Origin of the sequence: Planococcus liqunii (genome assembly GCF_030413595.1) — a bacterium.
Classification (GTDB): Bacteria; Bacillota; Bacilli; order Bacillales_A; family Planococcaceae; genus Planococcus; species Planococcus liqunii.
Genome location: NZ_CP129238.1, coordinates 3,910,688 through 3,925,771, shown reverse-complemented (window position 1 = coordinate 3,925,771; position 15,084 = coordinate 3,910,688). Strand labels below are relative to the sequence as shown.

Annotated in this window: 15 protein-coding genes; 10 read left to right on the top strand and 5 right to left on the bottom strand. The window is 45.4% G+C overall.

What is annotated here, in order from left to right; all coding sequences use genetic code 11:
- The first annotated feature begins 126 nt into the window (after window positions 1-126).
- The 4 genes from QWY22_RS19390 (at window position 127) to rlmH (ending at window position 3,238) form a co-directional block, all read left to right on the top strand.
- Complete coding sequence (locus QWY22_RS19390) at window positions 127-1,329, top strand: S1C family serine protease (protein WP_300982412.1); 1,203 nt, start codon at window positions 127-129, stop codon at window positions 1,327-1,329.
- A gap of 122 nt (window positions 1,330-1,451) precedes the next feature.
- Entirely contained in the window at window positions 1,452-1,955 is a 504-nt protein-coding gene (locus QWY22_RS19385) for a DinB family protein (protein ID WP_300982411.1), read from the top strand.
- A gap of 549 nt (window positions 1,956-2,504) precedes the next feature.
- On the top strand, window positions 2,505-2,669 hold the full coding sequence (locus tag QWY22_RS19380; RefSeq protein ID WP_036810925.1) for a CxxH/CxxC protein: 165 nt from the start codon (window positions 2,505-2,507) through the stop codon (window positions 2,667-2,669).
- Window positions 2,670-2,758: 89 nt separating this feature from the next.
- Window positions 2,759-3,238, top strand: a complete 480-nt coding sequence (rlmH, locus tag QWY22_RS19375; RefSeq protein WP_300982410.1) for a 23S rRNA (pseudouridine(1915)-N(3))-methyltransferase RlmH — start codon at window positions 2,759-2,761, stop codon at window positions 3,236-3,238.
- A 108-nt stretch (window positions 3,239-3,346) separates the two neighbouring features.
- Here rlmH and QWY22_RS19370 read toward each other — a convergent pair whose 3' ends face one another.
- Window positions 3,347-5,272 carry a sigma-70 family RNA polymerase sigma factor gene (locus QWY22_RS19370; RefSeq protein WP_300982409.1) on the bottom strand — a complete coding sequence of 642 codons (1,926 nt, stop codon included), beginning with the start codon at window positions 5,270-5,272 and terminating at the stop codon, window positions 3,347-3,349.
- Window positions 5,273-5,901: 629 nt separating this feature from the next.
- On the opposite strand from QWY22_RS19370, the gene arr reads away from it, so the two are divergent.
- From arr to QWY22_RS19355, 3 genes are all read left to right on the top strand, one after another.
- Window positions 5,902-6,315: an NAD(+)--rifampin ADP-ribosyltransferase gene (arr, locus tag QWY22_RS19365; RefSeq protein WP_300984439.1), complete on the top strand. Its 414-nt coding sequence runs from the start codon at window positions 5,902-5,904 to the stop codon at window positions 6,313-6,315.
- Between the two features lie 181 nt (window positions 6,316-6,496).
- Window positions 6,497-7,216 (top strand): purine-nucleoside phosphorylase, encoded by a 720-nt coding sequence (gene deoD / locus QWY22_RS19360; protein WP_300982408.1) that lies wholly within the window; start codon window positions 6,497-6,499, stop codon window positions 7,214-7,216.
- A 213-nt stretch (window positions 7,217-7,429) separates the two neighbouring features.
- A complete protein-coding gene (locus QWY22_RS19355) occupies window positions 7,430-8,047 on the top strand; it encodes an NAD(P)-dependent oxidoreductase (RefSeq protein WP_300982407.1) in 618 nt (205 codons plus the stop codon).
- A gap of 89 nt (window positions 8,048-8,136) precedes the next feature.
- On the opposite strand, the gene QWY22_RS19350 is transcribed toward QWY22_RS19355, so the two are convergent.
- Window positions 8,137-8,706 (bottom strand): alpha/beta hydrolase, encoded by a 570-nt coding sequence (locus QWY22_RS19350; RefSeq protein ID WP_300982406.1) that lies wholly within the window; start codon window positions 8,704-8,706, stop codon window positions 8,137-8,139.
- Between the two features lie 37 nt (window positions 8,707-8,743).
- Between QWY22_RS19350 and QWY22_RS19345 the strand changes: the two genes are divergently transcribed.
- Together QWY22_RS19345 and QWY22_RS19340 are read left to right on the top strand one after the other, a co-directional pair.
- Window positions 8,744-9,694 (top strand): VOC family protein, encoded by a 951-nt coding sequence (locus QWY22_RS19345; RefSeq protein ID WP_300982405.1) that lies wholly within the window; start codon window positions 8,744-8,746, stop codon window positions 9,692-9,694.
- Between the two features lie 117 nt (window positions 9,695-9,811).
- Complete coding sequence (locus QWY22_RS19340; RefSeq protein WP_300982404.1) at window positions 9,812-11,005, top strand: DUF4317 domain-containing protein; 1,194 nt, start codon at window positions 9,812-9,814, stop codon at window positions 11,003-11,005.
- Window positions 11,006-11,115: 110 nt separating this feature from the next.
- Here the strand turns inward: QWY22_RS19340 and QWY22_RS19335 are convergent, their stop codons facing one another.
- The gene (locus tag QWY22_RS19335; RefSeq protein WP_300982403.1) at window positions 11,116-11,532 is read right to left on the bottom strand and encodes a GlcG/HbpS family heme-binding protein; all 417 of its coding nucleotides are present in this window, start codon (window positions 11,530-11,532) and stop codon (window positions 11,116-11,118) included.
- A 48-nt stretch (window positions 11,533-11,580) separates the two neighbouring features.
- A complete protein-coding gene (gene fdhA / locus QWY22_RS19330) occupies window positions 11,581-12,795 on the bottom strand; it encodes a formaldehyde dehydrogenase, glutathione-independent (protein WP_300982402.1) in 1,215 nt (404 codons plus the stop codon).
- A gap of 214 nt (window positions 12,796-13,009) precedes the next feature.
- Between fdhA and QWY22_RS19325 the strand changes: the two genes are divergently transcribed.
- Entirely contained in the window at window positions 13,010-13,381 is a 372-nt protein-coding gene (locus QWY22_RS19325; protein ID WP_300982401.1) for a winged helix-turn-helix transcriptional regulator, read from the top strand.
- A 450-nt stretch (window positions 13,382-13,831) separates the two neighbouring features.
- On the opposite strand, the gene solA is transcribed toward QWY22_RS19325, so the two are convergent.
- Window positions 13,832-14,974, bottom strand: a complete 1,143-nt coding sequence (gene solA / locus QWY22_RS19320; RefSeq protein ID WP_300982400.1) for an N-methyl-L-tryptophan oxidase — start codon at window positions 14,972-14,974, stop codon at window positions 13,832-13,834.
- Between the last annotated feature and the right edge of the window lie 110 nt (window positions 14,975-15,084).

Genomic DNA, 15,084 nt, shown 5'->3' with positions numbered 1-15,084 from the left:
GAAGCGGCGATGCTTCCGGTTTTTTTATTTTCATTTCCGCCATAATTACCGCTTGAATTAGCTGTTTCGCCTTCTTAAACTAAGGCTATATAAGAGTATAGGAAAAGCGAAGAGAGGATGAAACGAATGGGATATTACAATAATCCATCAGGACAGCCGAAACCGCGCCGTGCGGGCACATTTCTGGCAGGCCTGGCGGGAGTGGCAATCGGTGCGTTGCTGGTGTGGCTGCTGTTTTCTTCAGTTCCAGGGCTTGCACCGAAAAATGATAATGCAGCTACCAGTACACAACTGACGGAAACGGACCGGCAGTCAGCGACGGCTTCCGTTGAAATCACGACAGATGTTACCGATGCGGTGGAAAAGGCGGCGGATGCAGTAGTCGGTGTGACGAATTTGCAGGCGGCCAATGATTTCTGGTCACAGGGCCAAGGACAGGAACAGGCAGTTGGGACCGGTTCCGGCGTCATTTATAAAAACGAAGGCGGCAAAGCGTATGTGGTGACGAATCACCACGTCATTGAAGGCGCAAGCGGCATTGAATTGACCTTGTCAGACGGCACGAAAGTCGAAGCGACGCTGGTCGGCAGCGATATCTGGACCGATCTGGCGGTACTGGAAATGGACGATGCCAATGTGCCGGATGTGGCGGAACTGGGCGATTCGGATGTATTGAAGCGGGGCGAAACGGTCATTGCCATCGGCAATCCGCTCGGACTTGATTTTTCAGGTTCGGTCACGACCGGCGTGGTTTCCGGGACAGACCGGGCAGTTCCAGTCGACTTGGACGGCAATGGCTCAGAAGACTGGCAGGCTGAAGTGCTGCAGACAGATGCAGCGATCAACCCAGGCAACAGCGGCGGCGCCCTTGTCAATTTGGCTGGGCAATTGATCGGCATCAACTCGATGAAAATTGCGACCGATGCGGTTGAAGGAATCGGATTCGCCATTCCGATCAATTCAGCGCTCCCAGTGATTGAGTCGATTGAACAAAACGGCGAAATGATTCGTCCGGCAATGGGCATCACGTTGATGGACTTGGTACAAGTGCCTCAGGCGCAGCGTGAAGAGACCTTGAACCTGCCAGCGGACGTCAAGGAAGGTGTAGTCGTCAACTCGGTTGTAGACGGCTCAGCAGCAGCCAAAGCAGGCATGCAGCAATTTGACGTGATTGTCGAGATGGATGGTGAACCGGTCGGCGACATCATCGAACTTCGCAAGCATCTATACAACGAAAAGAAAATTGGGGATACGTTAGCCGTCAAAGCTTACCGAAACGGCGAATTGATGGACTTTGAACTGGAGCTTGTTGATAACTCCGCATTGTAAAAAGTGAAGGGGCTGTCCAATAAGTCGAATGATAGACTTAATGGACAGCTCCTTTTTTTATGCAGGAAAAGCGGATCTTTTCACGAATAAAGTACAACTAAAGACAAGACGGGAGGAATACGATGTTTACCAACCTGGAAGACTTTTTTACGGAATGGCATGAGGAAGCGAAATTGACCCAGCAGATTTTGGATGCCTTGACCGACGAGTCGCTCCATCAACAAGTAGCGGATGGCTACCGGACACTTGGGCGTTTGGGGTGGCATTTGGTGACGACATTGGATGAAATGGTCAGCCATACGGGCCTTCAATTTTCAAGCGCGAAATTCGGCACGCCGGTGCCGGAGACGGCGGAAGAAATTGCGGAAGTGTACCGTTTTTCCAATCAATCGATGGTGACGGCGATGAAAGAAAATTGGACGGACGAGACCTTAAAAGAAGAATATGACATGTACGGCGAGATGTGGAACGGTGCAACGGTTTTAAAGGTGCTGTATGCGCACCAGATTCATCACCGCGGCCAGATGACGGTGTTGATGCGCCAAGCCGGGCTGAAGGTGCCGGGGCTGTATGGGCCGGCAAAAGAGGAATGGGCGGCTATGGGCGCACCACCTCCAGAAGTTTAATAGAGGGCGAAGAGACCACCAAACGTTTAGCGGCGTTTGGTGGTTTTTAATTTAACTGGATTTGGGTTGAGAAATCGCTCCTGATGGAAGCTAGCGCAGCGATGCAACGCACTTTTATGTCTCGAAGCTAGCGTAGAGATGCAGAGACAGGAGCAGCATGTTTGCCTTCGCCGTCATTCGCTCATTCTTTAGAAAGAAAGGAGCAAATTGAGAGGAAGCAGTCCTTGGTTTTTGTCTCTATTAGAATTATTTAAAGTGCTGATTATAGAAATCATTGGAATGATTGCATCATAAATTAAGTGTTTTTCTTTGTAATGCTATTGTAATATTTATTAAGTCTCTCTTAATAAATAGTAACTATCGTTCGTGAAAGCAGAAAAGTGACATGTGGATAACTTTTGGGATTAACGGGAGTTACCAACTATCCACAGCTTGGTGAAAGCTTCGCTATCCGGAGGGTTTGACTTCTGTTAAAATAGATTGTGGATAAAGGTGAATAAATTGTGCATAACTGTGTGGAATATTCGGAAATCGAAAGGATGAGAAAATATGAAGATAATGTGCTGTAAAACCCACGTGGAGCATGGCTTGGACATGTTTGTGGCAGAGACAAAAAGTTATCCTATTCTTACAGAATTATCAGAACAAGAAAAGTTATCCACAAAATGCGATTACTGTGAAGAAGCTGCGTTGTATCTTGTGGCGAACGAATGAGCGGGCACAAGATGTAGAAAATGCTGTGGATATGTGCATAACATTTGTGGGTAACTTGTTTGTAAAATTAGCGTAAAGGGGGATAAGTTGTGAATATCTCGATTATCAGTGTCGGAAAACTGAAAGAGAAATATTTAAAAGCCGGGATTGAAGAATATACGAAGCGGCTTGGAAGCTACGCAAAAATCGCTGAAATCGAAGTAGCGGACGAAAAAGCGCCGGAGCAGTTAAGCGAGGCGGATATGGAGATCGTGAAGAAGAAGGAAGCGGACCGGATTCTGGCAAAAGTCTCGCCGGATGCTTACGTCATCGCACTGGCGATTGACGGCAAGATGAAAACTTCTGAAGGGCTGGCAAAAGACATCGAATCGCTTATGACCTACGGCCGTAGCAAGATTGTCTTTGTCATCGGCGGATCACTCGGCCTCCATGAGGAGGTATTGAAGCGGGCGGATGAGAAATTGTCGTTTTCAAAAATGACGTTTCCGCATCAATTGATGAAGCTGATTTTGGTGGAGCAGGTGTACCGGGCTTTCCGGATTATGAAGAATGAGCCTTATCATAAATAGAACCGTTTTTTAATATAACCCCTTGGATATGCTTAACCGGCATTTCCAAGGGGTTTCTGCTTTTATAAAGGCTGGAGTTCTCTTTTACTACCTGTTGATTTTAGCATTTTAAATATTACTGACAATAAGATCTCCTGTCCTTGCATCTATTCCAACAACCTGTTGTTTTGTTTCGATTTGCCCCAGTTTGTATGCTAAGACGTCATCGGGTTCGTTTTCATCGTACTTTTTAGACCACTGCAAGAAGGGCTCGACTTTCTGCAAGGCGGATTTAATGTCCTCGAAAGGTTGGATAGTTGAAGCTTCAAAGGATTGAAGTTCGGCTAAGTCCATTCTCGGAGACCAGAAGATATCGATAAACCCGGTGGTCCTGTTGACGCCGACGTAAAAACGTTCACCCTCTATTTGCAAATCTTGGACTGCGTACAGTGGGAAAGTAAAAAATACACAATGGACTCCGTTAAAGGAAGGTTTCTCGATTTTTAATTGCAGATAAGGAAGATACTCTTCAAAATAAGTGGCAATAAATGTACAAGCAATATCACGGCAATCTTCAAACGAAAGATCGAGTTCACCTGTACGTTCTTTAAACCACATGAATTCTTTTAGCCTCCCGGAATGTTTATCCACTTTAGCTTTTACCGTATCTTCCATACGGTCAAGAAAGAGGCTCTCCATTGTTTTGTCTTTCGGCGCTTGCCACTCCCTTTCCCGCCATACGGCGACGAGTGTATTTTCATCTATTTCCACTTCCCGCAGCTTGATCATTTCCTCCGGCACGCCGATTGCTTCTTCAATAGTTGCTTGTTTTTCAACTGCCGCAACATTTGGGAACGGGATGAATGTGTCAGGCTCTTCAGGTTCATGTTCAAAGGCAGGCAGTCCATTTAGGGCATTGAATGAATGATAAACAATCGGACTCTCATAAACCGGGTACAGACCAGCCTTTGGAACAGAATAAATATCACTCGCTAAATATTTTAACGATAACTTCCATGGTGCTTTATGCAGTTGTTGCAAAATAGCCTCTTCTCCAACAAGCTGCGCTGGAAATACCGGGGGTGTTTTCGTATATCCACCATATTTAAAATCAACAATTTCACCATATGTGGAAACGGAGATTTGAGTGGTATAGCTCGCAAGAGGATAGCCTCCTGCATATTGTTTATAAAAAAATCTGCTATCACCTTCTTTTTGAATTACATTAGACAGCGATAAATAATCGAGTGCTTCCGCGTATTGCGATGTTAGAAATTGTTCTGCAATCGTTTCCTGCTGCTCTATTGTTGCGAGTGTTCCATTGGTTGAAGGCAATCTGGTCAACTCGATTAATTTTCCGTTTTGATCGAGGGTTACGCCAATTTCATCGACTAACTCGTCTGTCGCCCATATGAATTTTGCCTGCTCATTTGAATAATCTTCGACAAATAGTTGATAGTCCTGGGGAATCGATACAAAATTCAACGCGGATTGAGCCAGTTGTTCTTTTAACATGTAGATCACTTCTTTCTCCGTAACCGGTAAGTTCATCTGTTGTTCCAGCTGCTTTTTTAATTGATTGCGGCCGCGATGCAAATGCATTTTGATCGTATTGATGGGCTTATCTAGTAAAGAGGCGATTTCTCGTACGGGAAAATCATAAAAATAAAACAACACAAGGACGGTTTGATAATCTTTTCGAAGTAAAGATAATGCCTCATGGACGAATTCATAGGCAGCGGGTTGCTCATGCTCTGTTAACTGTTGCTGTATGAGTTCAGTTTCCACGACGAGTGTTCGCTTCCTTTGCCGAATAAAAGCAAAGCATTGCCGGATTAAAATTTTGAATAGCCAGGTAGAAAAATATTTAGCTTCTTTTAGTTGATGAATTGATTTATACGCCTGCAGCAATGTTTCTTGTACAATGTCTGATGCGTCTTCTCTATTGCCGACATAGGAGTAAGCTTTTGAGAGAAGCTTAGACTTCTCGGTTTCTATTAACTGTTCAAATGCTTCTTGCTGACCTCCGATAGCGGCTCTTATTAATTGTTCCATTAAAATACCTCCTATATAGTTAGGGGAATAAATAAGAAAAAAGGTTTCACTGCAGGTTATTTTTTTAAAACATCCTGATTAGAGGGAAAAGCGGGTTTAAATGAAGGCAATCAATTTGTCTGAATTCTTCTATCCGGCAAGTGATTACTGCTGTTTCTTTATTATATAATATAAAAAATTAGCAATAAGATTCTGTAAGGAGCTTGCCAGGATGAGGTCTTCTTTCAATACTAAGTGCAGGACAAGAGGATGGAAAATGCTACTACCAAAACATTCAGTTGGAGGGAACTTCTATGAAGACAAAATTCAGCCCAGCTAATGCCGTTGTTAAACTTTGCATGAAGGGGATGGCCCTGGAAGACAGCGGGAACGCAGAAGAGGCAGCCGAGATTTTTCAGCAAGCCTGGCGTGAAGCAACTGATGACTATGAAAGGTTTATCGCAGCTTATCATTTAGCCCGTCGGCAAAAGAGTGCCGAAGAAAAATTGAAATGGATGGAAATGTCCCTTCAGTGTGCACTGAAAATAGATGATGAGAATGTGAAAAGTGCGTATCCGGCATTATATAAAAACATTGCCGCCTGCCATAAAGAATTGGGCGATCTTGAAAACGCAAAAAGAAATGACGAATTGGCCAAATCATTTGAAGGCCCGCCAACTGATACGGGCCCGTTTTATCATGGAACAAAAGCGGATTTAGCAGTCGGTGATTTATTGACCGCTGGCGGCAATTCAAATTACAGAGACGGGCTCAAGATGAACCACATCTATTTCGCTGCAAATGCCAATGGGGCGGGGCTTGCAGCTGCGCTGGCCGCAGGGGAAGGAAGAGAACGCGTCTATCTAGTGGAACCGACAGGCGAATTTGAAAACGACCCCAATGTGACGGACAAAAAATTTCCTGGAAACTTAACGCGTTCGTATCGCTCGAAAGAGCCTTTGCGAATTATTGGAGAAGAAACGGAGTGGACGGCGCTGACAGATTCTGAACTGCAAAAATTGCGGGAGGGTTCAGCGAAGAAGACAGGTGAAATTATCAATTGAGCGGAGCAGCACCGAAGAATATCGCTTCCATTCGATTATTAGAGAAAATGGGTTTTTCAAAAGTGGAAGCGAACGATAGGGAAGTGGTTTATTCACGGAATTTCGAAAACTTCAGCAAGTGAGTCCCAAAAATCTCTGGTACGCTTGAAGCAATAGATTAAAGAGAAAAGGAGCGATTCAAATGACCAACAACGAAGCAAAAGAAACTCCGCACATCAAGCCCAACGGGAGAGAAATCGCCGAAACGATCCTGCTGCCTGGAGATCCGTACCGTGCCAAATTCATCGCGGAAACCTTTTTAGAAAACCCTGTTCTGTTTAATGATGTTAGAGGAATGCTCGGATACACAGGCGAATATAAAGGAAAGAAAGTTTCGGTTATGGGTACGGGTATGGGTTCGCCAAGCATGGCCATTTATTCATGGGAATTAATTAACGTTTTTGGAGTGAAAAATTTAATTCGTATTGGTTCGTGTGGAGCGATGCAAAAGGATATCAAATTATATGATCTGATTTTTGCTATGGGAGCAGCAACGAATTCAAATTATGCGCACCAATGGAATCTGCCGGGCCAATTTCCGCTGACAGCCTCTTTTGAGTTATTGGAGAAGGCTAAAAAGGTGGCGGATGAAAAGAACTATAAAGTCCATATCGGCAATGTTCTATCAAGTGATGTTTTCTATAATGCTGATGAAACAGCAACAGAAAAGTGGGCGAATATGGGGATATTAGCGGAAGAAATGGAAACAACAAGTTTATACATGAATGCTGCCAGTGCGAAAGTTAACGCCTTAACCATTTTAACAGTAAGTGATCATATGATTACGCATGAACAAACAACGCAAGAGGAAAGGCAAACCTCATTTACACAGATGGTTGAAATCGCTTTAGATATCGTGTGAAAAATAGAGCTTTACGAGTTAGTGCTTAATGAAAGCTTTATTAAAGGCGCATAAAAGAACAGGCAGGCGTTAAAGTTGAGTATGTTAAACCTTATTCAGTTACAATACGGAGAACCTTATCATAGGAATTGAAAGTTTTTCTACCCGTCTCTTCTCTTGAACAATATTCTCTCCAAAAGACGGCATACTAACAGGAAAGAAGAGGTGAATTCCATGAAAATAATCGTATTCGGTGCAACCGGCGGCGTCGGAAAATCCGTCGTGAAGCAGGCAGTAGATAATGGTTTTGAAGTAACGGCGTTTGTACGGACGCCGTCCAAGCTGGAAGTCACACATGAGAATCTGAATGTTGTTCAAGGAGATGCCTTCAATCCAGCGGAAGTTTCCGCTGCCATCGCGGGCCATGACGCGGTTGTGTCTTGCCTGGGCTCCAGCCAGGGGATGAAGAAATCGTCAGAGCTCGAAGAAATGGTGAAAAACATTGTGGCCGGCATGGAAGATCACGGCGTGAAACGGATCGTCTATACCGCATCAGCAGGAATCTATCAGGAGCTTCCAGGCGTCAGCGGGAAATTGATGATGGGCATGCTGAAAAATGCCCTGACAGATCACCGGGTTGCGGTGGATTGGATTGAAGCGCACGGCTTGACCTATACCATCGTCCGGCCGATGGGCCTAACGAATGGCGCCTTTACCGGCAATTACCGGGAAGCTGCGACAGGTGTTCCGGAGAAATCCAAGTCGATTGCCCGAGCAGACGTCGCTCATTTCATCTTGAAGGCATTAAACGATGCCCGATATGAAAATTCGTCGATCGGCATTGCCACGTAAATCACTAAAATTCTTTAACCGCCTTTGATTTCCGCTGGAAGTATAGAAAGCGAAAAAGATCATGCAGAAAAACGTTCTGCATGATCTTTTTATGCCAGCTGTGCCCGGATAAACTTCACTTCTTCATCCGTGAGTTCGTGTCCGTGATCAAACAGCTTGAACGTTGTTTGCGGGAAATGCGCAGCGAGTGTTTTGGATAGTTTCAAGGATTCGCCTGGACTGGATATGGTATCGCGTGCGCCAGCTGTCAAAATAAGCGCTGTCGTTGAAGTCCTCGAAAAACGGTACGTTAAGTTGGAAGGATGCAAAAGAACGACTGTGTCTGCGAGGTCGGGCTCTTTTTCCAAAAGCGCCAGCAGGAAATTGGCGCCGTTTGAATAGCCCAGCATGATCACTTTGCCTTCAGGCTTTTGCTGCGGCCAGTCTTTCAAAAACTTCACAACACGCCTTTCAAGATCGGCGCGATCCACTTGGCCGTTTTGCAGCGGTGCAAAAAAGCGGCGTTCCTTTCCTGTGGCGAACTCACCGATATATGCGCGGATATGGGCAGCCGGATCGATATCGCCCACCGCTTGCAGCAAGGAATATTCGTTTCCGCCTGTACCGTGGAAGAGAATAAACGATGTATTAGAGTTTCCGGCTATGTTAAACTGTTCCATAATTCATTCTCCAATCTGAAGGAAGGTTGTGTGCCTTATGGCGAGCCCACTTATTCACCATGTGTCGGTCATTAACCGTGACCGGTATGTTGCCTTTGATTTTTATCATAAGCTACTCGGTTTGGAATTTCTATTAAAAACCGTAAACCAGGATGAAGTGGATATGCTTCATCTGTTCTTCGGCGATAAAACAGGCCGTCCCGGCACCGAGTTCAGTGTATTTGAAATGCCAAATGCGCCGCAAAAACAATTCGGCACGAACAGCCTGGAGCGCACCGTTTTTGCGGTTCCATCTGAAGCCTCGCTCCAATTTTGGCTGGCCCGCTTTGAAGCCATCGATGTCTTCAATTGTGAAATTGAACACTACCAAGGCCGAAAGTACCTGCATTTCGAAGACCGCGACGGAATCCAGCTGGCATTGACGCCTTTAAGAAAAGGCGATGCATCGGAGCACGCCCCGCATCAGTCAGCGGATATTCCGCTGGAGCATGCCATTTTGGGCATCGATTCGTTCCAATGCCGCGTCCGTTACGCAGAAGCTTCTGCCCGCGCTTTTATGAATATGCATGGTTACCAAAAACTGGAGAGTTATGAACACAATCAGCACGAAGTGACCGTACTGGGTGCAGAGGATGTTTTGTTCGGGCAGCAGGTCCACCTCATTGAAGACCGCACCCGTGACATTGAAACACAAGGGATCGGTTCTGTTCAGCATATCGCACTGAATGCCAAGGACCGCACTTATTTGCATGAAGTGGAGAAAATGATTCTCGACATCAATTTCCGGTATTCCGGCATCAAACAGCGTGACTTCTTTGAATCCTTGTATTACCGCGAGCCGAATAATTTGTTGATTGAAGTAGCAACAGAGCAGACAAATTTCGTCAAACCGGAGGCGGCGACAGAAGATTACGATGCTATCCCATTATTCCTGCCGGATTTTTTAGAAAGCCGGCGCAGTTATATCGAGAACGAGATCAAGCGCTAAAAAACGGATACTCTGAAAACTTGTTATAATAAAGGAGCGCCAAAAGCAGAACAATCGCTTTGGCAGCTCTTTTTTGTATTTTGAGGATCTTAATTAGCCAGGGAGTTGGAAATAGCAATGAATACTAAAGATATAGCCGATATTCGCAAACGATTTAAACTGGATACCGATTTACTGAAAATCGCGGAAATTTACAATGTATACATCCAAGGCGAGAGCACGGAAATCTTTCATGAAGAGAACCGTTCATTTTCCCTTCTGGACCGGGAGCAGCAGGAGCTGTTCCTTAACAATTTCAAGAAAGTGTTGGGCGGAAAACTCGACCAGAAGCTGTTTGAAGTGAAATTCCAGCCGCAGGAAGAAGGGCAGGCAGACCATACACAGCGGCTCTTGTACGAAGGGCTTGAGGCAAAGGAAGTAGACGAATGGAAAGAAAATATGCAGCGCATCGCCTTGAAAATGGTGGAAGAAACTCCTTATGAAAAGGATATGGTCGTCACTTTCATTCGCGGGACGTATTTCAAGACGATGAAACGCCAGCAGGATGAAACGGAAATCGATATGCGGGATGAAGTATTTACGACTCCTTTTATCCTCTGCAGCATGAACCAGACCGAACTGCCGAAAAGCTCGCTTGTATTTGATTTTGTGGGGAAAGAATTCAAGTCGAATGTGCTGGTCGATCCGGTTATTAAACTGGCTTCCCCGATTGGCGGCTTCCTGTTCCCGAGCTTTACGGACAACGCGGCAGACGTCAACCACATCGTTTATGCTTCTGGCAAAGTGAACAAACCCGATTACCGGTTTATCGAGAACGTATTAAATGGCGATGAAATCATGACAGCAGAAGAAGATAAAGTGGTGTTTGAAGAAATCGTCAAAGCCGTGATTGGGGAAGAAGTGAATTCGAGAACCCTTGCCGGGCTTTACGATGAAATCAACCTCATGCTGGAAGTGGAAAAAGAAGCGGAGAAGGAAGACGCAGAAACGCCGGTTTTGGATACGGTGGAAGTGACGCGTGTCTTAAAGGCGAGCGGTGCCAAAGACATCAGTCCGGAAAAAGTGGAGAGGGCTTTCCAGCAAGTCGTGGAAGACAAAAATTACGAAATAAAAGCAAGCCATGTCGTTCCCAGCTATACATCCAAATCGATCAAAATCAATACGAAAGTAGCCGAAATCAAAATCAGTCCGCAAGACTTACGTTACGTCAAAGGCGTCAATTACAACGGCAAACGCTGCATTCTGATTGAAGTGGAAGAAGATGCGATGATTGAAGGATTCAAGCTTCTTGAGGAAGAGCAGCTCGATTAGGCGAGCGGGGGAAAGGTAAATCCCCGATCCTTTGTTTTGTTTGTCCCAATAAAAAGAGAGTCAGTTCATATACTGACTCTTTTTTTATATAAAGATGTAAGGTTTTGTAACTACGTTAGTTTGCTATTGAACGCCTTTACGCCTGCTTCCGCCACTTGAACATCGTGAGGCACGGTACTTCCACTGACTCCTATGGCTCCTACTACTTTATCTTCAACGACAAGAGGGATTCCTCCGCCAAAGACGACAAGGCGCCCATTATTGGTCGTGTTTAACCCGTAGAGTTCAGCTGCTGGAACTGTTGCTTCCGCCAGGGCGGATGTAGGCATTTTTAGCGCTACGGATGTCCAGGCTTTGTTTTGCGCAATGTCAATGCTTGCCAGCCAAGCATCATCCATCCGGTGGATCGCAACCAGGTTTCCGCCGTCATCGACCACAGTAATAACCATAGCAACTCCGATATTTTTTGCTTCTTCTTCCGCACCGGCAATAAGTTCTTTTGCCACATCTAAAGTGATTTTATTCACAGGGACGAACCTCCTTGTTTTTTATCGGCATATAGAAGAATGCCTTATTTACTTAAGAATTCCGTGGGGATCAATGACAAATTTCTTGGAAGCTCCCTGATCAAATTCAGCGTAAGATGCAGGTGCCTGGTCCAACGAAATTACCGTGGCATTTACCGCTTTGGCAATTTGTGCTTTTCCGCTTAAGATGGACATCATTAAGTCGCGGTGATACCTCATAACCGGTGTTTGGCCCGTTACAAAAGTATGTGCTTTTGCCCAGCCAAGCCCTAAGCGCACTTTTAAGGTTCCGATTTTCGCATCCTCATCGACGGCTCCTGGATCCCCCGTTACATAAAGTCCCGGTATACCAAGGCGTCCACCAGCGCGAGTAACTTCCATAATGGAATTCAGCACAATAGCTGGGGCTTCACCGGCTTCTGTGCCGTGGCCATGAGCTTCAAAGCCGACGCAGTCAATGGCGCAGTCAACTTCCGGCACACCCAAAATTTCAGCGATTTGCTCACCCAAATCCGGATGTTCTCTTAAGTTCACTGTTTCACAGCCGAAGCTTCTGGCTTGTGCAAGACGCTCATTATTCAAATCACCCACGATGACAACAGATGCGCCTAAAAGCTGGGCAGAGTGGGCAGCTGCTAACCCTACAGGACCAGCCCCCGCCACATAGACAGTAGATCCTGGTCTGACACCCGCACTCACTGCACCATGATAACCCGTTGGAAAAATATCAGAAAGCATGGTTAAATCGAGTATTTTTTCCATTGCCTGTTCTTTGTCCGGAAATTTCAGCAGCTGGAAATCTGCGTAAGGAACCATGACATATTCGGACTGGCCGCCGACCCATCCGCCCATGTCCACGTAGCCATAAGCAGAGCCGGGACGATCCGGATTAACATTCTCGCAAATATGTGTGTCTCGCTCTTTGCAGCTGCGGCAGCGGCCGCAAGCGATATTAAAAGGTACAGATACGAGGTCTCCTTTTTTAATGAATTCGACATCACGCCCTACTTCAATGACTTCACCGGTAATTTCATGGCCTAACACAAGCCCTTCAGGAGCGGTTGTGCGTCCGCGCACCATATGTTGGTCACTTCCGCAAATATTCGTGGTAACGATTTTTACAATCACGCCATGATCACATTTGCGCCCTACATTTAAAGGGTTTACCCCAGGACCGTCTCTAATAATTAATTCCGGGTAGCTGATATCTTCGACTGTTACCGTTCCTGCACCTCGATAGACAACTGCTCTGTTTCCTGCCATTCTTCCATCTCCTATCCTTTTTTTTCAAATACGGGATTTGCGTTTATGCCAATCTCGTCTTACCGATGTAAAAAGAAACAACTTTGCGGACAAATAAAATTCATTATATTCTATATATTCTAAAATATAATACTTTTTATTGGAAGAAGGCACTTTTTTGTGAGAAGGTTACCAAAAGGATACTTTTGAGAACCATAAGGAAAGGGGAAGCCTAATGGATGAATTACGATCGGAGATAAAAAGGAAAATTGAAAACGGCGAATTTAATTGCGAGAAAGAATTCACCATGTCCCTCATTAGCGGCAAATGGAAAATTGTTATTATTTATCATTTGGCAACAGAAGGTATTTTACGATTTAGTGAGATTAAACGATTGCTCCCAAAAATCACACATAAGGTATTAACCAAACAGATCAGGGAGTTAGAAGAAGATGGCATTGTTCACCGGGAAGTATTTCCCGAAGTTCCTCCAAGAGTGGAATATTCTTTAACAAACTTAGGGGAAAGTCTGATGCCGATTGTGCTGCTGATGTACGAATGGGGGAAGGAAAATATAAAACATTATACATTTATAAAAAACACATAAGGATTCCGGGAGCCAGAATGATGGAAATAGAAATATACAATAGAGATATAAACGATATCCGCAGCTAATTTAATATGCATCGACTAAAATCAATAAAAAACCACGGAAATTCGAAATAATAATCCGCAAGACTTACGTTACGTCAAAGGCATCAACCACAACGGCAAACGCTGCATCCTCATCAAAGTAGATACGATGACTGAAGGGTTTAAACTGCTTAAGGAAGCAGCTGGAGTAAGGGGATTGAACAATTCCTTAGCCAGCGAAAATATGCTGGCCTAGGGCATTCAAGTCTTGTATATTTCTCGGGAAATAAATCAGTTGCTGCTGATGGCCGTCACGCATTCTCTTTTGGCTCCTTTCGGCCATTAAATATATACCGTGAAAAAAAGCATCTCCATAAGAGGTGCTTTTTTCCGGCTGTATTTTTCAGTGAACAGAAAAGAAGAATCACGGCTTGAACCGCTTGAGAGAGAAGATGGAAATATCAAAGGCGCTTCGGCCCTCCAACGCCATTTGGCTCAATACTTCGCCCAACGCGCTGCCGAATTTAAAGCCATGCCCTGAAAAACCGCAGGCAAAAATGACATGCGGGTGGTCCGGATGGTAATCAACGATAAAATCATGGTCGCTTGAATTGGTATACAGGCAGGTTTTTCCTTGCTTCAATGGGCCGTTTGCTTCCGGCATATAGGTGTGGAGCATATGCCTTAGATCGCCTTCATCGCTTTCATACAATCCGAAGTTCTGGGTGTGCACGTCCGGGTCAATCGGCTGCCCGCCATCCGATTTGCCGATTTTAAGGCCGGCGCCGTCCAAGTTAGGGAAACCATACGCCTTTTTGTCACCGTCCTCGATAAAGAAGGCCGGAAAGTGGGCATCGCTGTACAGATTGGAAGGTGCATCAAACCAGCCGACGGCTTTGCGTGTCGGCTGAATCGGAAGGCTTAACTCCGGCAATAATTTAGCAGCCCAGGCACCGGCCGTGATAATCACTTTTTTTGCATAATAGGCCGAGTGGCCGGTCGAAATTTTTACTCCATTTGCATCATTCACGTCAATGTGCCGAACGGGTGTATTAGGAACAAGTTCCGCACCGTTTTGAAGAGCGGTGTCCTTGTAAGCCCGGATGGCGGACTCGCTGTAAATGATTCCCGATCCTTCTTCAAAGCAGCCGATAAAGTGATCCGGCACTGAAAAGCCGGGCCATCTCTTTTGGATTTCCTTGGCATCCAAGATTTCCAACGGGAGGTTGTATTTCTGGGCGGCAGCGATGGTTTCCTGAAGAAAAGGCGAGTCTTTCGGGCCGAGGCCAAGAACGCCGGTGTTTTTAAAAATTTTACAGCCGGTCTCCTGTTCGAGCTCTTCCCATAATTGCTGGGCACGCTTCACAAGCGCCACATACTGCCTGCCTTCGCCGTAAGCATGCCGGATCAAGCGGGTATCGCCGTGGTGGCTCCCTTTGATGTGCGGCGGATCGAAGGCATCGATCAGCAAGGTCTTTGCGTTTTGCTTCGCCAGAAAGGCACCGGCAGCCATTCCCATTGTTCCCGCGCCAACGATGGCTACGTCATAAACCGTTTCTTTTGTCATTGCTGATTCGCTCCGCTCTTCGTTAAATTTGGGCCATTCTTAAAAAGTCAGGACAGCGTAAAGTGAATTAATAAAAGCCTTACGAAGTATTATTAGATAGTATTTAAGAT